Origin of the sequence: Shimia sp. FJ5 (genome assembly GCF_032918335.1) — a bacterium.
In the GTDB taxonomy this organism is placed as follows: Bacteria; Pseudomonadota; Alphaproteobacteria; order Rhodobacterales; family Rhodobacteraceae; genus Shimia; species Shimia aestuarii_A.
In genome coordinates, this window is sequence record NZ_JAWJUV010000002.1 from 651,552 (window position 1) to 670,986 (window position 19,435).

At 63.1% G+C, this 19,435-nt stretch carries 18 protein-coding genes; 2 read left to right on the plus strand and 16 right to left on the minus strand.

Annotation, left to right across the window (positions count from 1 at the left end; translation table 11 throughout):
- Positions 1–5 precede the first annotated feature (5 nt).
- From R1W01_RS09680 to R1W01_RS09710, 7 genes are all read right to left on the minus strand, one after another.
- Positions 6–1,502 carry a phosphomannomutase/phosphoglucomutase gene (locus R1W01_RS09680; protein WP_297758555.1) on the minus strand — a complete coding sequence of 499 codons (1,497 nt, stop codon included), beginning with the start codon at positions 1,500–1,502 and terminating at the stop codon, positions 6–8.
- 20 nt (positions 1,503–1,522) lie between these two features.
- Positions 1,523–2,356 (minus strand): 3-deoxy-8-phosphooctulonate synthase, encoded by an 834-nt coding sequence (kdsA, locus tag R1W01_RS09685; RefSeq protein ID WP_243612648.1) that lies wholly within the window; start codon positions 2,354–2,356, stop codon positions 1,523–1,525.
- A gap of 22 nt (positions 2,357–2,378) precedes the next feature.
- On the minus strand, positions 2,379–4,067 hold the full coding sequence (locus tag R1W01_RS09690) for a capsule biosynthesis protein (RefSeq protein WP_297758558.1): 1,689 nt from the start codon (positions 4,065–4,067) through the stop codon (positions 2,379–2,381).
- Complete coding sequence (locus R1W01_RS09695; protein WP_243612646.1) at positions 4,045–4,704, minus strand: ABC transporter ATP-binding protein; 660 nt, start codon at positions 4,702–4,704, stop codon at positions 4,045–4,047. The genes R1W01_RS09690 and R1W01_RS09695 overlap by 23 nt, the downstream gene beginning before the upstream one ends.
- Before the next feature lie 188 nt (positions 4,705–4,892).
- Complete coding sequence (locus tag R1W01_RS09700; RefSeq protein ID WP_243612645.1) at positions 4,893–6,140, minus strand: Na+/H+ antiporter NhaA; 1,248 nt, start codon at positions 6,138–6,140, stop codon at positions 4,893–4,895.
- 149 nt (positions 6,141–6,289) lie between these two features.
- A complete protein-coding gene (locus tag R1W01_RS09705) occupies positions 6,290–7,324 on the minus strand; it encodes a permease (RefSeq protein WP_243612644.1) in 1,035 nt (344 codons plus the stop codon).
- Complete coding sequence (locus R1W01_RS09710; protein WP_297758565.1) at positions 7,317–7,661, minus strand: ArsR/SmtB family transcription factor; 345 nt, start codon at positions 7,659–7,661, stop codon at positions 7,317–7,319. The genes R1W01_RS09705 and R1W01_RS09710 overlap by 8 nt, the downstream gene beginning before the upstream one ends.
- A gap of 107 nt (positions 7,662–7,768) precedes the next feature.
- Here R1W01_RS09710 and R1W01_RS09715 point away from each other — a divergent pair, with 107 nt between their 5' ends.
- Together R1W01_RS09715 and R1W01_RS09720 are read left to right on the plus strand one after the other, a co-directional pair.
- Positions 7,769–8,356 (plus strand): uracil-DNA glycosylase family protein, encoded by a 588-nt coding sequence (locus R1W01_RS09715; protein WP_243612642.1) that lies wholly within the window; start codon positions 7,769–7,771, stop codon positions 8,354–8,356.
- Positions 8,353–9,144, plus strand: coding sequence for an SseB family protein (locus R1W01_RS09720; protein WP_297758569.1), 792 nt, complete (start codon positions 8,353–8,355; stop codon positions 9,142–9,144). The genes R1W01_RS09715 and R1W01_RS09720 overlap by 4 nt, the downstream gene beginning before the upstream one ends.
- Before the next feature lie 144 nt (positions 9,145–9,288).
- On the opposite strand, the gene R1W01_RS09725 is transcribed toward R1W01_RS09720, so the two are convergent.
- From R1W01_RS09725 to R1W01_RS09765, 9 genes are all read right to left on the minus strand, one after another.
- On the minus strand, positions 9,289–10,218 hold the full coding sequence (locus R1W01_RS09725; protein WP_297758572.1) for a 2-hydroxyacid dehydrogenase: 930 nt from the start codon (positions 10,216–10,218) through the stop codon (positions 9,289–9,291).
- Entirely contained in the window at positions 10,215–10,625 is a 411-nt protein-coding gene (locus R1W01_RS09730; protein ID WP_317275212.1) for a VOC family protein, read from the minus strand. The genes R1W01_RS09725 and R1W01_RS09730 overlap by 4 nt, the downstream gene beginning before the upstream one ends.
- 232 nt (positions 10,626–10,857) lie before the next feature.
- Positions 10,858–11,997: a rod shape-determining protein RodA gene (gene rodA / locus R1W01_RS09735; RefSeq protein WP_243612638.1), complete on the minus strand. Its 1,140-nt coding sequence runs from the start codon at positions 11,995–11,997 to the stop codon at positions 10,858–10,860.
- Positions 11,994–13,940, minus strand: a complete 1,947-nt coding sequence (gene mrdA, locus R1W01_RS09740) for a penicillin-binding protein 2 (RefSeq protein WP_243612637.1) — start codon at positions 13,938–13,940, stop codon at positions 11,994–11,996. The genes rodA and mrdA overlap by 4 nt, the downstream gene beginning before the upstream one ends.
- The gene (locus tag R1W01_RS09745) at positions 13,937–14,479 is read right to left on the minus strand and encodes a rod shape-determining protein MreD (RefSeq protein ID WP_243612636.1); all 543 of its coding nucleotides are present in this window, start codon (positions 14,477–14,479) and stop codon (positions 13,937–13,939) included. The genes mrdA and R1W01_RS09745 overlap by 4 nt, the downstream gene beginning before the upstream one ends.
- Positions 14,472–15,392, minus strand: coding sequence for a rod shape-determining protein MreC (mreC, locus tag R1W01_RS09750; protein WP_243612635.1), 921 nt, complete (start codon positions 15,390–15,392; stop codon positions 14,472–14,474). The genes R1W01_RS09745 and mreC overlap by 8 nt, the downstream gene beginning before the upstream one ends.
- 55 nt (positions 15,393–15,447) lie before the next feature.
- Complete coding sequence (locus R1W01_RS09755) at positions 15,448–16,488, minus strand: rod shape-determining protein (RefSeq protein ID WP_243612634.1); 1,041 nt, start codon at positions 16,486–16,488, stop codon at positions 15,448–15,450.
- Between the two features lie 250 nt (positions 16,489–16,738).
- Positions 16,739–17,674: an asparaginase gene (locus R1W01_RS09760; RefSeq protein WP_317275213.1), complete on the minus strand. Its 936-nt coding sequence runs from the start codon at positions 17,672–17,674 to the stop codon at positions 16,739–16,741.
- 104 nt (positions 17,675–17,778) lie between these two features.
- A complete protein-coding gene (locus R1W01_RS09765) occupies positions 17,779–19,353 on the minus strand; it encodes a 2-isopropylmalate synthase (RefSeq protein WP_297758582.1) in 1,575 nt (524 codons plus the stop codon).
- Positions 19,354–19,435: the final 82 nt, after the last annotated feature.

The window sequence follows — 19,435 nt, forward strand, 5'->3', positions numbered from 1 at the left end:
TGCCCTCAGATCGTCTGGTCGTAGTCACCAACCGAGGGTTCGGTGCGGATCACGGCGTCGATGTCGGCGAAGATGGCGCGCATCTCGGCCTCGCTCTCAGAGCTTTCGCAGACCACGACGAGGTTCGGGGTATTGGACGATGCACGCACGAGGCCCCAAGAGCCGTTGTCGAGGATGACGCGCGCGCCATTCACTGTCACGACCTCTTGGATCGGGCGACCGGCAAGGGGTTCGCCCGCGTCGTGCTTGGCGACGAGTTTCTGCACAAGACGATCGAGCACCTCGTATTTCTCGGTGTCGGCGCAATAGGGCGACATGGTCGGTGTGGACCATGTTTTCGGCAGCGCCTTGCGCAGGTCGGACATTTTCATATCCGGGTTGCGGTCCATCAGTTTGCAGATTTCCACAGCGACGCGCATGCCGTCGTCATAGCCACGACCCACGTCTCCTGCGAGGAAGTAGTGGCCCGATTTCTCGAATCCCGCGAGCGCGCCGATCTCGTGGACGCGGCGTTTCATATGGCTATGGCCGGTTTTCCAGTAGTCGGCCTTGGCGCCGAGTTTCTGTAACTCGGGGTCGGAGGCGAAGAGGCCGGTGGATTTCACATCGGCCACGAAGGTCGAGCCCGGGTAGAGCTTGGACAGGTCGCGGGCCATGATCACACCGACCTTGTCGGCAAAGATCTCTTCGCCCTCGTCATCGACCACGCCGCAGCGGTCGCCATCGCCGTCAAAGCCAAGCGCCATGTCGGCGCCGGAGGCCTTCACGCTATCGGCCATGTCATGCAGCATTTCCATGGCTTCGGGATTCGGGTTGTAGTTGGGGAAAGTGTAGTCCAGCGTGGTATGGCTATCGACCACCTCGACGCCGAGACGTTCGAAGAGGGCGGGCGCATAGGCGGCGGCGGTGCCATTGCCCGTTGCACAGACGACCTTGAGCTTGCGGGTCATTTTGAAATCGCCCACGAGGTCGTCCATATAGGCGTCCCAGACCCCTGCGACGGGCTCATAGAAGCCGCCCGGCTGGGGCGCGCCCTTGCCGTTCAGAACGATGTCCTTGAGCTCGGCCATCTCGTCTGGGCCGTGGGTCAGGGGCATGTCAAAGCCCATCTTGACCCCGGTCCAGCCGTTGGGGTTGTGCGAGGCCGTGACCATGGCGACGGCGGGCGTGCCGAGGTGGAAGGCCGAGAAGTAGCACATCGGTGTGATGCAGGGGCCGATATCCTTGACGTGGATGCCTGCCTGCATGAGGCCGATGATGAGGGCGTTCTTGATGGCGAGCGAGTAGTCGCGGTAGTCGTTGCCGACCGAGATTACGGGGTCGAGTCCGTGGGCGCGCATCTGGGTGCCGATGCCGAGGCCGAGGGCCGTCATGCCGGGGAGGTTGATTTCATCCGGGTATTTCCAGCGCGCGTCATATTCGCGGAAACCGGTCGGCGTCATCATCGGGTCGCGCAGGAATTCCCAGGTGTTCGGGGTCACGGTCGCGGCAGGTTTGGTCATGGGGGGTCTCACCAAATAGATCAGATTTGAATTGGGTTAGCCTTAGCCAGACGATCAAAGGCCATCAATGTGTCTATTAGGGTAGGCATGTGGTGCAAATGTATCATGTTCGGCCCGTCGGAGGGGGCATTGTCCGGATCTTCATGGGTTTCGATGAAAACTCCGGCAATTCCGAGAGACACGGCAGCACGGGCCATGACCGGGGCAAATTCGCGTTGACCGCCAGAAGAGCCGCCCTGGCCACCCGGCTGTTGCACGGAATGGGTGGCGTCCATGATGACCGGATAGCCGGTTTGCGCCATGCGGGGCAGGCCGCGCATATCGGCGACAAGGGTGTTGTATCCGAAGGACGTGCCGCGGTCGGTCAGCATGATGCGCTCGGTGCCGGAGCCTTCGAGCTTGGCCACGACATTGTCCATGTCCCACGGTGCGAGGAACTGGCCTTTTTTGACGTTGACCACGGCGTCGGTCGCAGCGGCGGCGACGAGGAGATCGGTCTGGCGGCAGAGGAAGGCCGGGATTTGCAGGATGTCACAGACCTCGGCCACGGGGGCGCACTGGGCCTCGGTATGGACATCGGTCAGCACCGGCACGCCGATCGCCTCTTTGACGCCTTGCAACACCTTGAGCCCTGCGTCGAGACCAAGACCGCGCTTGCCGGACAGGCTCGTGCGGTTGGCCTTGTCGTAGGAGGCCTTGAACACGTACTGCGCCCCGGCGGCGTCACAGGCCTCTTTCATGGTGCCCGCGATCATCTGCGCGTGGTCGGCGCTTTCGAGTTGGCAGGGGCCGGCGATGACGGTCAGCGGCAAGTCGTTGGCGACCGTGAGGCCGGCGATATCAATCTGTTTCATCAGGTGGACGAGTCCATTTGGATTAGGAGGAGACCTGTTCCCGAAGGATCGAGGCCGTGAGCGAGATCATCAGGTAAATGCCCGAGAAGATCAGGAAGGCAAGCATCGTATCCTCGAAGGCGCGCGGATAGGACGGATCCTGCGAGGCGACAGGCTCGACGCTCGTTGTCAGGTAACGCACTTGCCGGTTGGCCTCGAGTTCGGTCTGCTTGAGTGTCTGCAGCGCTGTCTGCATCAAGAGATCAGCGGTGGCGAGATCGGCCTGCGCCATCTGGATCTGCGCCGTTTTCTGGGCCAGAGATGAGCCACCGGCAGTGGCGTCGGTCATCTTGGCCTCGAGTTGGGCTTGCAGATCCTGAAGGCGGCGCACATCGCCCTTCACCCCCTCAACACGCGCACGGTTGGGGCGCGGGTTGTCTTCGAGCGCGGCGAGTTGCAGCTCTTTTTCCTGAAGCTGGATCTGCACGTTGGAGATCTGCGAGCGTAGCGACGCGATGAGGCCCTCCGGGTCCACCAGCGAGCCTTCCTGTAGTGAGACAAGCTGTGCCTGCGCTTCGCGGCGCTCTTTCTTGGCTTTCTCGAGCCCCCTGCGGGCGTCGCGCATCTGGTCTTCGCGCTTGCGCTGGGAAAGGTCATCGACGCGCTGTTCCGCGTAGGAGATCAAGGCACGCGAGAAACGGGCCGCGACCTCAGGATCGGCGGCGGAAACCTCCATGCGGATCACACCCTCGGTCGGGTCGTACCCCACCTTCACGTATTTCTTGTAGAGGCTGTAGGCTTGTTCGTTGGTCGGGTTTTCCGGCAAACGCTGAATTGGGTCGATCGAGGGATCGGCGAAATGCTCTTTGAAATTCTCGTCCTTGTCGAGCCGCACCAAGGCGTCCTTGGAGACGAGGAAGGATTGGGTCGCGATGGAATCCTGATTGGTGGCGAACTGCGTGCCAGACAGGAAAGACCCGATGCCCGAACCGCCCGCATTGTCGGCCTGAAGGATGAGGAATTCCGACTTGGTCGCATACATCGGCGTGGCGATGGAGAAGAAATACCACCCGGCAATGATCGTCGGCAGGAAGACGAAGACCGCGAGGCGTGTGAACAAGAGCGCGAGACGGCGGCGGCGGCGCTTGGCGATGTCGCGCTGGATCTCGCCAATTTCACGGGCGCGCTTCTCTGCGGGGGATTGCGAATAGGTCTCGGTCGACGGCAGGGTATTGCCGCCCATCGGCAGGGTTTGGGGCAGTTGTACGCGGCCCCCGTCGCCGCCGCCGGTGCCGCCATCCGGCACCACCAGCTCGAGCATGTTGGTGCGTTGGAACGGGTCGAGACCGTTGGCGCGCAACAGGCGCACCGCGTCATAATCGGAGGTTGCGGCAAGGCCATTCTTCTGGGCCATGCGGCGGGCCATGCGCAGCTGTCGGCCGGTCAGGCCTTCGCGTTTGATCGCGTCGATTTCCTGATCCGGGCTTGTCGCGCCTTGAGCCGGGCTTTGCGGTGCGCCCTGCGGGGCGCTTGGCTTGAGCGGCGGTTGCGGCGCGGGTGGTGTGGCTGTGGTCTGTGGCGGGGTTTGTCGAGACGGCGTCGTCTCTGGCATCTCGCCGGTAAAGCGATGCGCCGGCAGATCATTGCCTTGCTCGGCCTCGGGGGTGCCGGTGCCGGAGGTCGGCGCACTGCGCCGGATACGGAACTTTTTAGCCTTGGGTTTGGTAGTCATAAAGCTGCGCGGCCTCTTCCAAGGTATCAAACATGTACAATTGGCCATTCAGGAGAACGGCCGCAGAACGGGCGAATTTTTCAAGCACTTTGGGTTTGTGCGAAACGATGATGATCGTCGTGGTGCGCAGGCGTTCCTTGAGGACGTCACCGGCGCGCTTGTTGAACTCCACATCCGTTGAAGACGGCATGCCCTCGTCGATCAAGTACATGTCGAAATCGAGAGCCAAAAGCAACGAGAAGGTGAAACGAGAGCGCATCCCCGAGGAATAGGTTCCGAGGGGTTGCTCGAAATACTCACCCAGCCCACAGAGCCAGCGGCAGAAGGCCTCGACATAGTCGGGGTCGAGACCATAGAGGCGCGCGATATAGCGGCTATTCTCGACGGCGGAGTGTTTGCTGACGACGCCGCCCATGAAACCGAGCGGGAAAGAGATCCGGCAAGAGCGGCGAATCTCGCCCTCGTCGGGTTTCTCGAGGCCCGCCATCATGTTGATCAGGGTTGTCTTGCCGGTGCCGTTCGGGGCGAGGATGCCAAGGGAGCGGCCAAGTTCAACGCGAAAGGACACGCGATCAAGGATGACCTTGCGCTGACTCCCAGTCCAGAAGGACTTACTCACGTTGTCGAATTCGAGCATTGGACGCTCCGGCTCTGCTCCGGCCAACCTTTTAACGGGTTTGGATTAACGCTCTGTACGGCGTCTTGGGCCTCAATAATGTTGTTTATATAGGTTTTTAGCAACTCTCTGCGGCAAGAATTTGACGATAAGAGACAAAAAACCGGCACGATGGTGCCGGTTTCTTGCGGTTTTCAGGGGGATTGGCCTTAGAAGTCCTGCTTTTCGACGCGGAAGAGTTTTCCCGAGAAGATCGCGATAAGAGCCGCCCCGAAGGACAAGAGCGCGCCCATTTTGGCCGCATCCTGCACCGGCCCGGCGTCGAAGGCGACAGAGGCCACAAAGAGCGAAACGGTAAAGCCGATAGCGGCGACAAAGCCGATCACCACGAGGTCGATGATGCGCATGCCCTCCGGTATCCCGAGCCGCAATGGCACGGCGGCGAGCCAGCCGAAGATGAGGATACCGACAGGTTTGCCGATCAGGAGACCTGCGAGCACAAGCCATGTGGCGTCGCCCATCGAGGAGAACTGCACCCCCGCATTGCAGAGGCCGAAGAAGAACAGGACGACTTCGACCGGGGTTTTCAGAGCGTGTTCGATCTCGTTCAACAGGTCATGCAGGTGGGTTTCGGCCTCGGAGAAAATCCCGAAGGCGCGGTCTGCGTGGGGGATCGTCGGCACGATGGGCAAGAGGCCAAGCGCCGGGTGAAGCCCCGAGCGCATGAAGGCATACCAGCTTACGGCGGCGGCGATCAGGTAGGGCAGGAACGAGAGGGTCTTGCGCACGAAGGTCGAGTTGGGGCGGTGTTGCTTGCCCCGGTCGAGGTGACGCGGGAGCCAGTTGGCGAGGACAAAGACACTCACCGCGGCGGCCAGCGACACAAGGAGCCATTCCGGCGCGAGATCGCCCGAAGGATAGAAGATCGCGAGGATAATGAGGCCCGCAGCGTCATCGGCAATCGCCAAGAGCAGCAGGAAGCGCACCGCCGGGTGGCCTGCGCCAAAGACGAGGCGACCGACGAGATAGGAGAAGGCGATATCTGTCGCGGTTGGGATGGCCCAGCCATTGGCGACAGCGTTGTAGGTATCTGAGCCAAGCACCATCGCAAGGCCGAGATAGACGGCGATCGGACCGAACATGCCACCTGCCGTGGCAAAGAGCGGCGTCGCGGCGCGTTTTCCGCGTAGGCTGCCGTTCTCGAGGATCACGGCCTCCCAGACTTCCTTGGCCGCGATGGCAAAGAAGAAGGCCATGAGGAGGTCATTGACGAGGTAGTGCAGCGTCAGGGTGCGATACTCGCCATGAGCATGGCCAATCGGGGCGTGGTCCCAGAGGACCATTTCAACGAAGTCATGATAGCTCGTGTAGTCGACATTGGCCCAGACCAGCGCGATCACCGCGCCGAGAATAAGGAGCAGCGAATACTCGGTCAGAAAATTCCAGACGCGATACATGGGGCCTCCACTGTTGGTCTTCTTTGTTTTTATCGTTCAACAGGGAGTAGCCGAAATTCGCCATTCGGGCAACGAAACCCGGTGCAAAGAAAGCCATGTGCGGCAAAAAGAGTATTTTGCCGCACATGTTTGTTCTGTCTCAAAGGGACTTAGGCGAGGGATTGCCAGGCCAGACCGGCAAGGAAGGCGCCGAGCATGGCAAAGCCGATATAGGCGGCAAAGACCCGAGGTTTCACCAGTGCCCAGACCGCGATGGCGGCGGGGATACAGCTCACGCCGCCTGCTATCACGAAGCTCATCGCGGCACCGTTCGACATGCCCTGTTGCAGGAGCGCATCGACAAGCGGCACGGCGGCATAGCCGTTGAGGTAAGCCGGCGCCCCGACAAGTGCGCCGAGCATGATCGGCACGACGCCCGCGCCCCCGAGGATCCCCGCGACAAGGTCTGCCGGGACATAGCGGATCATGATCGCTTCGATGACATAGGCGATGGCAAGCCACTTGAGCAGGAACACTCCGTTCTCAACCACCGCTTCGCGGAAGCTCTCGCGGCGCTCTGCCTCGCCCCAGAATTTCCAAACCGGTGCACCCGAGAAGGGTTTCTTGACGCCACAGCAGCCCCCGACCTGTGGTTTCTCACGCAGCGGATCGGCAAAGACCACGGATTTGGCAAAGAGCATGGTCAGCGCCCCGCCCATGAGGCCAAGGCCGACGGCGGCGAAAGTCTTGGCGATGGCGAAGTCAAGGCCGAGGGTGCCTGCGGTGATCGAGAACATCGCGGGGTCCATCAGGGGCGATGCAAGCCAGAAAGCCATGACCGCCGAGAGTGGCGCGCCCACAGCAAGAAGGGCGGCAATGAAGGGGATGACCTGACAGGAGCAGAAGGGCGAGAGGCCGCCCAGAAGCGCAGCGAAGACGATCATGCGCAGCTCGCGCCCCTCAAAAGCCTTGGCGAGCAGGTTCTCGGCGCCTGAGGCCTTGAGATAGCCGATGGCAAGCACGGCAAAGAGGATGAAAGGCGCGGTGCTAAGCAAGGCCTCGAGCGCAAAGCGGATCGTGTCGCCGAGATGGGCGAAATCAAAGATGGCCTGCAAGGCGAGGATGACGACAAGCGCGAGCCACGCCTTGTCGATCTGTTTCCAACGACTCGAAAGCGGGGTGTGTCCGTGGGTCGTGTCAGCCATGGTCGTGGTCCTTGTTCGGAGACGCGCAATCGGCGCAGCATTCCTTGAGCAGAAATGCGGAAAGCGCGCGGATTTCATCGTAAGCGACCGCTGCGCAAATGATCGAGCGGCCATGCTTCTGTTGGGTGACGAGGCCCGCCTGGGCCAGGATCTTCATGTGGTGGGTCAGCGTCGAACCGGTCACGCCGGTGCGGTTGCCCAACTCGCCGATGGACAGCCCCTCTTCGCCGGCACGCACAAGCACGCGCAGCACCGAGAGCCGTTGTTCAGAACCGAGCGCCGCAAAGGTCGAGGCGGCGACGGTGAGCGAGATATCGTCTGTTGATTCGTGTTTCATATTTTTAGAAATATCGAAATGATTTCCGGTGGGCAAGAATTATTTCGACGATGTTCGAAATGACTGCCTCTTCCCGTTCGGCCGCGTTTGACGCACACTCGCACATCATGAGCAACGATCTGGTTCAGGAAATTCGCGCCTGCCGTCTTTGCGCCGAGCGGTTCAAGGACACTGCGACGGCGCATAGTCCGCGGCCTGTGGTCTGGTTCCGGCCCGGCGCGCGGGTGTTGATTGTCGGGCAAGCCCCCGGCGCGCGGGTGCATGAGAGCGGGCGACCGTTTACGGATCCATCTGGGGATCGGCTTCGGGCGTGGCTCGGGATTGACGAGGCCCTGTTCTATGACCGCGACATGTTTGCGATCCTGCCGATGGGGTTTTGCTTTCCGGGCTATGATGCCAAGGGCAGTGACCTGCCACCGCCGCCGATTTGTGCCAAGACATGGCGGGCAAGTGTGATGGCAGCACTTGGCGAGGTGCGGTTGACGCTGGTTGTCGGGGGCTATGCGCAGAAATGGCATCTGGGTGGCAAACTTGGTGTGACCGAGACGGTGCGACGCTGGCGCGACCATGCGCCGGAGCTCTACCCCTTGCCTCATCCGTCGTGGCGCAATACGGCATGGCTCAGGAAAAACCCGTGGTTCGAGGCAGAGCTTCTGCCCGACCTGCGCCAGAGGCTCGAAGAGGTGTTGCGATGAGTGAAGAAACCCCGCTGGACCGCGCGCATGCGGCGATGGAGGCCGCAGCGCAGGATGATGCCGCCCGCCTTCGGTTCTTTGAACGGCTGGCGGATGTGGAGCTTTTCCTGCTGCTGAGCAAGGAAGCGGCGGATGACAAGATCGCGCCGGAGGTGTTCGACCTCTCGGATCACCGCTTTGTCCTCGTGTTTGATACCGAGGAGCGCCTGTCGCAATTTGTTGGCAAGCCCGCGCCCTATGCGGCGCTCTCAGGGCGGATCATCGCCTCGATGCTGGGCGATCAGGGGATCGGTCTTGCGGTCAATCTCGAGGTGGCGCCGTCGTCGATCCTGATCCCGCCAGAGGCGCTGGGCTGGCTGACGGAGACGCTGACGCATGCGCCGGACGAGATCGCGGCACGGGCCGAGAGTTTCGAGCGCCCGACAGGATTGCCGGAGATCTTGCTCAGCGCTCTGGATCAGAAGCTTGCCACGGCGGCGGGGTTGGCGAAATCCGCTTACCTTGTCGGTGTGACCTATGAGAGCGGCGCCAAGGGCCATCTTCTTGGGGTCGTGGATGCGGTGGATGCGGCGCAGGGGGCCTTGGCCAAGGCGGTGTCTGAGGCGCTGACGTTCTCCGGGATCGAAGCGGGGGCGCTTGATGTGGCGTTTTTTGCCAGCAGTGACCCGGTCTCGGCACAGCTCGCGCGGGTGGGGTTGCGCTTTGACCTGCCCGAGCCGGAACAGCCGCGCGACTACTCGCCGGTAATGCCCGGTAGCGATCCCGACAATCCCCCTAAGCTCCGGTAGTCCAGCGGCGCGCCGCCACGGCGGCGCACAGGATGAGCGCCTTTGGCGCAGATCAGGGGCCAGCCCCTCACGTTGCTTTTGCCGCGGCAAAAGCAACGCTCACCCCGAGATATTTCCGGCAAGAGGAAGAGGGGGCAGCGCGCCCTAGTAGCCGGCCTCGCGATTGACGAGGTGCAGGAAAGGTTCGCCCGCCTCACCGCGGCGGATATTCTCGGCGATGACCTCGCTTGCCGTGCCGGGGCGGGTTTCCGAGGCGATATGCGGCGTGACCGTGACCTTGGGGTGGGCCCAGTAGGGATGGTCCGACGGCAGGGGTTCTGTGCGGAAGACATCAAGTGTCGCATGGCCTATCTGGCCCGTATCGAGCGCCGCGAGGAGCGCGCCGTCGTCGATCAGGGGGCCACGTCCGGGATTGATGATGCAGGCACCTTTGGGCATGAGCGCGAGGGTTTCGGCCTTCAGCGTGTTCTCGGTCGCGGGGGTGTTGGGCAGGAGCAGCACAAGGATTTCTGCGGTGGAGAGCGCGGCGCGCAGGCCATCCGCGCCGTGAAGGCAGGTCAGGCCTTCGATCTCCTTCGGGTTGCGGCTCCAACCGGTGACCGGGAACCCGAGACTTGCCAGTGTCTCGCCACAGGCGCGCCCGAGAGCTCCGAGGCCGAGGATCGTCACGGGGCGGTCTTCGGCAAGCGGCGGTACGAAGCTGCGCCATTCGCCATCCTGGCCGTGAATGTGCAGGTCCATGCCGAGGTGATGGCGCAGCGTGTGGCCCGTCACCCACTCGCGCATGCCTTGGGTTAAGCCGTGATCGACCATACGGGCGAGCGGTTGGGTCAGGGTCGGGTTAGTGACCACGTCTTCAACCCCGGCCCAGAGGTTCAGCACGGCCTTGCAGCGGCTGTAGGGGGTGAAATCTTGCACGTCGCCATTGGGGGCATAGACGATATAGTCGACCTCTTCCGGCGCGAATGCCGTGCGCAAGTCAGCGTCCAGACCGGCCTGCGAGAAGGCCTTGCGCAGCGGGGCTTCATAGGTGGCCCAGCGTTCGGGGCGGGCGGCGAAAAGGACGTTGATCATGTGGCGAATACTCCGGACATATCGGCGAAGCCCTTGATTTCGATCGGATTGCCGGAGGGATCGCGGAAGAACATGGTGCTTTGCTCGCCGGGTTCGCCGGCGAAGCGGGTGAAAGGCGCAAGGACGAACTCGACGCCGGCGGCCTTGAGCCGCTCTGCAAGGGCGTCCCACTCGGCCTTGGAGAGGATCACGCCGAGATGCGGCATCGGTACGAGGTGGTCGCCGACATGGCCCGTCGCGGCGGTGGAGAAGGGCGTGCCTAGATGAAGCGAAATCTGGTGGCCGAAAAAGTTGAAATCGACCCAGGTCTCGGTACTGCGGCCCTCGGTGCATCCCAGGAGATCGCCGTAAAACGCCCGCGCTTCGGCAAGGTCGGTGACGTTATAGGCCAAGTGAAAAATCGACATGGAGGTTCCCTTCGCTGCGTTTCGCCAGTGAGGCCATATCTGGCGCGCGGTGGCAACCCGTTCTCCCGAACTTCACCTTTGCGAAAATACTCCGGGGTGAGCCATGCTTTGGCCGAGGCAAAAGCATGGCGAGGGGCTGGCCCCTCGCGGGCCCCGCGCGCGGAGCGCGTGGGGCAACGCCCAACGCTTTGAGGCGCGGCTTTGCCGCGTCGAAAAGGGGCGGGAGCGCGCCTTAGCGCGGGCGATGCACGTGGGCGCTCTGCACAAGTCCGAAGGCGACGAGCAGCACCAGCATGGCCGAACCGCCGTAGCTCACGAGCGGCAATGGCACGCCGACGACGGGGGCCATGCCCATGACCATCGACATGTTGACGGCGAAAAACAGGAAGAAGGTGGCCGCAATGCCCAGCATGAGGAGCGAAGAAAAGCGGTCTCGATTGCGCAGGGCAGCGATGACACAAAAGACGATGATGAACCCATAGAGCGTCAGGAGGGACATCCCCCCGACAAAGCCAAATTCCTCTGCCAGTGTCGTGAAAATAAAGTCAGTGTGTTTCTCGGGCAGGAAGTTCAGCCGCGATTGTGTGCCTTGCATGAAGCCGCGCCCGGTCCAGCCGCCAGAGCCGAGGGCGATCTTGGATTGGGTGATGTGATAGCCTGCGCCGAGCGGGTCGCTTGAAGGGTCAAGAAACGTGTCGATGCGGCGATATTGGTAGTCCTTAAGGAGCTGCCACGTCGTGCCGCGCGATTGGAAGACGGCGGTCACGAGGCCGACGCCCATGGCGATCACGGCGGCGAAATAGCCCCAGTGGACGCCCGCCATGAACATCACCATGCCACCCCCCGCGAGCAGGAGGATCGAGGTGCCGAGGTCCGGTTGGCGCAGCACGAGGGCTGTGGGCAGGAGGATGAGCGCGATCGGTGGCAAGAGCCAGAGCGGGCGCGACGTGCGATTGGGCGAGAGCCAGTCGTAATAGGCCGCAAGCGCCATCACGAGGGTGATCTTCATCAGTTCCGAGGGTTGTAGGCGCATGAAACCAAGGTCAATCCAGCGTTGCGCGCCCATACCGACGCTGCCCATCACTTCGACGAGGATGAGCAAGAGGATCGTGCCACCATAGGCAATCCACGAGAGGCTGCTCCAGAACCAGATCGGCACCATGGCCACGATGAGCATCAGGGTCAGGCCCATGCCGAAGCGTTTGAGCTGAGGTTCGGCCCATGGATCCGGATTGCCGCCTGCGACCGAGTAGAGCATCAGGAAGCCAACCCCGGCGACGGCACAGAGCAAGAGGATCAGCGGCCAATGCAGGTAGAGGAGTTTGCGCGGGCCGGTGGGGACATGTTTGATCGAATACTCGAGATAGCTCATACCCGATCGCCCCCGACATTGCCGTCGCGATCAGGGATCAGGGCGTTGAGGCGCTCCTGCTGGCTCTTGATGCGGTCGCGGTCTTTCCTCGGGTAGGCCTCGAGCGGCGGTGTGCTGCCATGCAAGGCGCGTAGCGTAATGTCACGGGCGATGGGCGCGGCGGCGGTCGAGCCGCCCCCGCCGTGTTCCACCACGACGGCCACGGCAATGCGCGGCGCATCGTAGGGCGCGAAGTTCACAAAGAGCGCGTGGTCGCGGCGCTCCCACGGCAGGTCTTCGTTGCGAGTCACCCCGGCGGCCCGTTCGGCGGCGGTAATGTTGCGGACCTGGCTGGTGCCGGTCTTGCCTGCCATGCGGTAGGCATCGTCGATGATGCGGCTACCGTAGGCGGTGCCGCGGCGGTTGTTGGACACGTCGAACATCGCCTTGCGGATATGGCGCAGGTTGTTCTCGTTCACGCCAAGAGGCTCAGCGGGACCGCCGCCTGTCTCGACGCCATCAATGGATTTCACGAGGCGCGGCATGATCTCGCGTCCGGTGGCGAGGCGGGCGGTCATCACCGCCAGTTGCAAGGGCGAAGCGAGGACAAAGCCCTGTCCGATCGACGCGTTGACCGTATCGCCGACCAGCCACTGTGCGCCGCGCACGGTTTCTTTCCATTCGCGAGACGGGTTGAGGCCGCTGGCGATCCCGGAGAGCGGCAGGTCAAAGCGTTGGCCAAGACCAAGGCGTTCCGACATGGCCGAAAGCCTGTCGATGCCAAGCTCGAGCGCCACCTTGTAGAAAAAGACATCACAGCTTTCGCGGAGGGCTTGTTGCAGGGTCATGTGCCCGTGGCCGACCCGTTTCCAGCAGTGGAACCGGCGGTTGGAGACCTCGAGGTGGCCCGGACACCAGACGGTGTCTTCGGAATCGATGACTCCCGCTTCGAGCGCGGCCAGCGCGGTGACCATCTTGAAGGTCGAGCCGGGCGGGTAGGTGCCTTGAACGGATTTGGCGGCCAGCGGGCGATAGGTATTCTCGGTCAGGGCGCCGTAGTCGGCGACGGAAATCCCGGTGACAAAGAGGTTGGGGTCGAAACTCGGCGCGGAATTCAGGGCGAGAAGGTCGCCGGTTTCGCAATCCATGACGATGGCGGCGGCGCTTTCCTCTCCGAGGCGGGCCTGCACATAGGATTGAAGCGTTTGGTCCAGCGTCAGTTGCAGGTCGGCGCCGGGCTGGCCCTCGCGGCGGTCAAGCTCGCGCATGACGCGGCCCACAGAGTTCACCTCGACCCGCTTAGTCCCGGCCTTGCCGCGCAACAGGTCTTCGTGTTTGGCCTCGACGCCGACCTTGCCAAGCTGGAAGCGCGGGATGCGCAGGAGCGGGTCCGGGTCCTCGATCTTGGAGAGATCATAGTCGGACACTGGGCCGACATAGCCGACGACATGGGCAAAGTCGCCTTTGATCGGGTAGCGCCGCGACAGGCCGACCTCGGGCGTGATGCCGGGCAGGGCGGGGGCATTGACGGCAACGCGGCTCATCTCTTCCCAGCTCACGTGATCGGCGAGTGTCACCGGTAGGAACGGCGCCGACCGGGCCATCTCGGTGCGGGCGCGTTCGAGTTTTACCGGATCGAGAGATACGAGGGTCGACAGGTGGTCGATGACCTTGTCCACGTCGCCTGCGTCTTCTCGGACGATGGTGATGCGGTAGGAGGGTTGATTGACGGCGAGGGGCGTGCCGTTCCGGTCGAAAATCTCGCCACGTGTCGGCGGCAAGAGGCGGATGTTGATCCGGTTTTCCTCGGCCAGAAGGCGGTATTGATCGGCCTGATCGACCTGCAGATGCCGCATGCGCAGGCCGAGCATGGCCATGAATCCGATCTGCGCGCCACCAAGGAGAAGCGCGCGCCGGGTCAGGCGACGATGGCTTTCTGCCGTATCTGCAACGGGGCGTTTCATGGCTGCCTCGCAAAGGTGTCTCCGTCGCCAGGTTGTGGTTTGCGCAGGCCAAGCAGGAACTGCGAGGCGAAGACCACAACCGGGTAGGCGACGATGCTTGTCACAAGGCGCATGAGGGCAAGGCCAAGTGGCGGCTGATCAAGCAGGAAGATAGCATAGGCGAGCCGTTCTGCCAGCGCGATGGCAATCATCAGCGCAGCAATGGTCAGCCATTCATTGGGGAAGGAGGCATCGCGCAGTGCGATGGTTCTTTTGCGCAGGGCCTGGCGGGCGATGACCATGAACGCCGCGAGCAACCCCGGCGGGCGCATCAGGAGGAAATCGGCCAAGAGCACCACGGCGCCCACAGCAAGCACCGGCACATAGTCCGGGCGGCGCGCGGCCCATGCAAGGGTCAGGACCATGATCCAGTCAGGCCCGGCCCAGCCACGCGGCACGGTCTGAAACGGCAGCAGCGCCAGCGCAAGGCACAGGAGCGACAGCCCGATATAGGCAAGCCGCATGGGCCATTTCGGAGAGCGTGCGCCGGACTCAGCCATTGTCCCCCTCCGTGGCCTCGGACGACGGGGCAGGGGCAGAGGAGGCAGCGGGCAGTTCGGGACCAATCAGGGCGCCGGGATTGTGGATGCGTTCGCGTCCGTGATGGCGCAGCACGCGCAGGTATTCGAGCCGCTCGTAATCGGCGGCAAGGCGGACACGCAGGCGACCACCGGGATCGCTGGCCACCTGACCGACGAGGAGGCCGGGCGGGAAAACCCCTCCGTCGCCAGAGGAAATCACCCGGTCACCAGGCCGCACCAGTTCGCGGTTCTCGAGAAAGTCGATATGCGGCGCGGGGGTGTTGTCGCCGACCACGAGGCCGCGTTGGCCTGAGGGTTGGACGATCACCGGAATACGCGAGGAACTATCGGTGAGCAGGATCACGCGGCTTGTATTGTCACCAGTGCCAGAGACGCGACCGACGAGCCCGATGCCATCCATCGCCGCCCAGCCATCCACCAACCCGTCGCGCGACCCGATATTGAGCAGCACGGACTGGCGGAACGGAGAGCCGCTATCAGCCAGAACAACGCCGGTGATGAAGGTCAGACGCGGATCAAGGCGCACGTTGTTGAGATCGAGCAGGCGGGCGTTTTCCTGTTCGAGTTGAAGCGCGGCCTCTTTCCAGGCTTTCATTTGCTGCAACTCGCGGCGCAGTTCGCGGTTCTGCTCGGCAAGGCGTTGATAAGATTGCAGGTCTCTGAAGAGCGCGACGGTTGTCGTAACCGGGGTCATGGCCCAGTCAAACGAGGGCATGACGCGGTCGACGACTTGGGCGCGGAAGCGTTCAACGCGGGGAGAATCGATGCGCCAGACGAGGAAGATCCCGAGCAGAACAACGATCAGCACGCCCAGAAGAAGCCGCTTGAGCGGCGCGATATAGTCTTCGCCTTGTGTCCGATCCCGGGCCAAGCTTTCCCCTACTCAGGTTCGTTGCGCATGGTGCGCCAGACGGGCGGCGCGGGCCTCAGCTATCGTAGTCGATGGCGTGGCGCAGTTGCTTTTCGTATTCAAGCGCCTTGCCGGTGCCCATGGCAACACAGTTCAGCGATTCATCGGCGATGGAGACGCCGAGGCCGGTCTGTTCGCGCAGGGCGAGGTCGAGGTCGCCGAGGAGGGCGCCACCGCCAGTCAGCATCACGCCACGATCGACGATGTCGGCGGCGAGGTCCGGTGGCGTTGCTTCGAGCGCGGTCATCACGGCTTCGCAAATCTGCTGCACCGGTTCGGCAAGCGCTTCGGCCACCTGGGCCTGTGAAATCTCGGTCTCTTTGGGCACGCCGTTCAGAAGGTCGCGGCCGCGGATTTGCATCGAGGTGCCACGCCCGTCATCGGGCATGCGGGCGGTGCCGATCTGGGTCTTGATGCGTTCCGCGGTCGACTCTCCGACAAGGAGGTTCTGGTTGCGGCGCAGGTAGTTGATGATCGCCTCGTCCATGCGGTCGCCACCGACGCGGACAGAGCGCGCGTAGACGATATCGCCAAGCGAGAGAACGGCGACTTCGGTCGTGCCGCCGCCGATGTCGACGACCATGTTGCCGGTCGGATCGGTGATCGGCATGCCAGCCCCGATGGCGGCTGCGATGGGTTCGGCGATGAGGCCTGCGCGGCGGGCGCCAGCGGACAGAACCGATTGACGAATAGCCCTTTTTTCAACGGGGGTTGCGCCGTGGGGCACGCAGACGATGATCTTGGGCTTGGAGAAGGTCGAGCGTTTGTGGACCTTGCGGATGAAGTGTTTGATCATCTCTTCGGCCACGTCGAAATCGGCGATCACGCCGTCGCGCATCGGGCGGATGGCCTCGATGGAGCCGGGGGTTCGACCAAGCATCAGTTTGGCGTCTTCACCGACGGCGAGAACCTTCTTGACGCCGTCCTTGACGTGATAGGCGACCACGGAGGGTTCGGACAGGATCACGCCCTTCCCCTTGACATAGACCAGCGTGTTCGCCGTTCCGAGGTCGATGGCCATGTCGGAGGTGAACAGACCGCCCAGATTTCCCAGCATACGTATTTCTTCCCACAGAAATTCCATTTGGGCCCGCGACTCTGCAAATCCCGGGCCGATGCCCCTTATAGTCATGGGAGGGGGCGACGGAAAGGCCACATGAGGGGAAATCAGCGTGTTTCCGCCCGTGATTCATGGGTCAGGTTAACGCATTGGCAGACCGGGAAACGCGGATCGGTATCACGTCGGTATTCCGTCGGTATCGCGTCTGTGCGGTTTCGCGCGGCGGCGAGGTGAACGGTACGCGCGCTCAGGGAGTGAATTCGCCGCAAAGAGAGCGTTCGAGGTGGGCGCGGCGGGTGGCTGGATCGGGGCTTTCGGCGAGGGTATAGGCGAGTTTGGCATAGGCGGCCTCGACCGTCATGTCGCGCCCGTCGACCACGCCATGATCGAGGAGGATCGCGGCGGCGGCGTAGGTGCCAAGGACCATGCCGCCCTCGGGACATTGAGACACGGCGAGCACGGGGATGTCGCGGGCGCGGGCGGTGGCGAGCGCGCGGGCGAGGCCAGGGGTTCCGGGGGCGGTGCCCGAGCCGTAGCAACGCAGGATCAACCCGTCACAGGTCTCGGCAGCATGTTGGAAGAGGTCGGTTGGGACGCCGGGTGCGACCGAGAGAAAGGCCGTTTTGGCCGGGCCGGTCGTATGGCGAAGGAGCGTATCCCCAAGGCGGCGCGGAGCGATGTCGGAGGGATCGGCCGCAAAGGCATCCAAGGCGCGGGAATGGGATTTGCGCACCCGCGCGCCATGCAAGAGGCGTCCTGCAAATTGCACCCAGACCCCGGCGGGCGCGCCATGCGCCGCAACGATCGCGTCGAGGAGGTTCTGTCCGCCGTCCGAGCCCTCGACCGTGAGCGGCAACATTGCTCCGGTCAGGATCACCGGCTTGCCTAGCCCCTCAAGCGCGAAACAGAGCGCGGCGGCGGTATAGGCGAGCGTGTCGGTGCCATGGGTGACGAGGAAGGCGTCATAGGCGGCGTACTGGTCCGCGATGGTCGCGGCGATGCGGTCCCAGTCGGCGGGCGTCGCGTTGGCGCTATCGATGAGCGGGGAGAGCAGGCAGAGGTCGACGGTATCGGGTGCATGGGCGGCGAGAAACCCCTCGACCACACCCTCGGCCGGGGCAAATCCCGCGTCGGTCGCCACCATGCCAATCGTGCCGCCTGTATGGATCAGAAGGGTTTTCATGGGTGTATCTCCTTCTGAGGGGCGACCAAGGCCCTTCGAGGGGCCTTGGGGACCGTGTTTCGCAGCACGTCTTTCAAGCGGTTTTGAAACCGCTTGGCGCTGGCTCAGCCCATATCGCGATAGGAGATCTCGCGCGTGTCAGCGCCTTCGCCCATCTTGGCGCGCCGCACCAGCAGGCGGTTCAGCGCGTTGATATAGGCCTTGGCCGAGGCGACCACGGTATCGGTGTCGGCGGATTGGCCGGTCACGACATTGCCGTTCTCCTCGAGGCGGACCGAGACGGTCGCCTGTGCGTCCATGCCTTCCGTCACGGCGTGCACCTGATAGAGTTGCAGGCGCGCCTCGTTGGGATGGATTTCGCGCACGGCCTTGAAGGTCGCGTCCACCGGGCCATCGCCATAGGCGGTGGCCGAGATGTCCTTGCCGTTGATCTCCATCTCGACGGTCGACTCGGCCTGACCACCAGTGCCGCAGATCACTTTCATCGACACCAGTTTGAGCGCATCGCTCTCGTCGTCCCCGCCCACACGCATCAGTGCGATGAGGTCGTCGTCCATCACCTCTTTCTTGCGGTCAGCGAGATCCTTGAAGCGCACGAACACGTCCTTGAGCTGGTTGTCGCCCAGTTCAAAGCCCAGATGCTCGAGCTTGTCGCGCAGCGCGGCGCGGCCGGAGTGTTTGCCCAAGGGCAGCGACGTGCCTGCGAGACCGATATCCTCGGGGCGCATGATCTCGAAGTTCTCGCGGTTCTTCAGCATGCCGTCCTGGTGGATGCCGCTTTCGTGGGCGAAGGCGTTCTTGCCGACGATGGCCTTGTTGAACTGCACCGGGAAGCCCGACACGGTCGCGACGCGGCGCGAGATGGCCATGATCTTGGTGGTGTCGACGCCGGTCGTCCACGGCATGATGTCGTGGCGGGTCTTCATCGCCATCACCACCTCTTCGAGGGCGGTGTTGCCGGCGCGTTCGCCGAGGCCGTTGATGGTGCATTCGATCTGACGTGCACCGCCTGCGACGGCGGCCAGCGCGTTGGCTGTCGCCATGCCGAGGTCGTTGTGGCAGTGGGTCGCGAAGATGACCTCGTCGGCGCCCGGCACGGTTTCGATCAGGCGGCGGATCAGGTCGGCCGATTCCTCTGGCGCGGTATAGCCCACGGTGTCGGGGATGTTGATCGTGGTGGCGCCCGCCTTGATGGCGATCTCGATCACGCGGCAGAGATAGTCCCATTCGGTGCGCGTCGCGTCCATTGGCGACCATTGCACGTCCTCGCAGAGGTTGCGGGCGCGGGTCACGGTCTCGTGGATCTTGTCGGCCATCTCGTCCATGGTCAGGTTCGGGATCGCCCGGTGCAGCGGCGAGGTGCCGATGAAGGTATGGATGCGGTTCTTCTCGGCGTGTTTGACCGCCTCCCAGCAGCGGTCGATATCGGCGAAATTGGCGCGCGCGAGGCCGCAGATGCGGCTATTGACGGCGTTCTTGGCGATCTCGCTCACGGCGGCAAAGTCGCCCTCAGAGGCGATCGGGAAGCCCGCTTCGATGATGTCGACGCCCATCTCGTCGAGCATGCCCGCGATCTCGATCTTCTCGTCGTGGGTCATGGTGGCGCCGGGGGATTGCTCGCCGTCGCGCAGGGTCGTGTCGAAAATCAGGACGCGGTCCTGGGGTTTGGTATCAGTCATGTCGATTGTCTCGTGTTCTTCTGGGGTCGGCTATTCGGGGTCGGCGCTGTCCATACTGAGCGGCCCGCGCCGAAGCGCGCTC

Bases quoted from the DNA above. Each gene is read 5' to 3' on its own strand.
- R1W01_RS09680 (WP_297758555.1), bottom strand. From the start codon at position 1,502: ATGACCAAACCTGCCGCGACCGTGACCCCGAACACCTGGGAATTCCTG.
- kdsA (WP_243612648.1), bottom strand. From the start codon at position 2,356: ATGAAACAGATTGATATCGCCGGCCTCACGGTCGCCAACGACTTGCCG.
- R1W01_RS09690 (WP_297758558.1), bottom strand. From the start codon at position 4,067: ATGACTACCAAACCCAAGGCTAAAAAGTTCCGTATCCGGCGCAGTGCG.
- R1W01_RS09695 (WP_243612646.1), bottom strand. From the start codon at position 4,704: ATGCTCGAATTCGACAACGTGAGTAAGTCCTTCTGGACTGGGAGTCAG.
- R1W01_RS09700 (WP_243612645.1), bottom strand. From the start codon at position 6,140: ATGTATCGCGTCTGGAATTTTCTGACCGAGTATTCGCTGCTCCTTATT.
- R1W01_RS09705 (WP_243612644.1), bottom strand. From the start codon at position 7,324: ATGGCTGACACGACCCACGGACACACCCCGCTTTCGAGTCGTTGGAAA.
- R1W01_RS09710 (WP_297758565.1), bottom strand. From the start codon at position 7,661: ATGAAACACGAATCAACAGACGATATCTCGCTCACCGTCGCCGCCTCG.
- R1W01_RS09715 (WP_243612642.1), top strand. From the start codon at position 7,769: ATGAGCAACGATCTGGTTCAGGAAATTCGCGCCTGCCGTCTTTGCGCC.
- R1W01_RS09720 (WP_297758569.1), top strand. From the start codon at position 8,353: ATGAGTGAAGAAACCCCGCTGGACCGCGCGCATGCGGCGATGGAGGCC.
- R1W01_RS09725 (WP_297758572.1), bottom strand. From the start codon at position 10,218: ATGATCAACGTCCTTTTCGCCGCCCGCCCCGAACGCTGGGCCACCTAT.
- R1W01_RS09730 (WP_317275212.1), bottom strand. From the start codon at position 10,625: ATGTCGATTTTTCACTTGGCCTATAACGTCACCGACCTTGCCGAAGCG.
- rodA (WP_243612638.1), bottom strand. From the start codon at position 11,997: ATGAGCTATCTCGAGTATTCGATCAAACATGTCCCCACCGGCCCGCGC.
- mrdA (WP_243612637.1), bottom strand. From the start codon at position 13,940: ATGAAACGCCCCGTTGCAGATACGGCAGAAAGCCATCGTCGCCTGACC.
- R1W01_RS09745 (WP_243612636.1), bottom strand. From the start codon at position 14,479: ATGGCTGAGTCCGGCGCACGCTCTCCGAAATGGCCCATGCGGCTTGCC.
- R1W01_RS09755 (WP_243612634.1), bottom strand. From the start codon at position 16,488: ATGCTGGGAAATCTGGGCGGTCTGTTCACCTCCGACATGGCCATCGAC.
- R1W01_RS09760 (WP_317275213.1), bottom strand. From the start codon at position 17,674: ATGAAAACCCTTCTGATCCATACAGGCGGCACGATTGGCATGGTGGCG.
- R1W01_RS09765 (WP_297758582.1), bottom strand. From the start codon at position 19,353: ATGACTGATACCAAACCCCAGGACCGCGTCCTGATTTTCGACACGACC.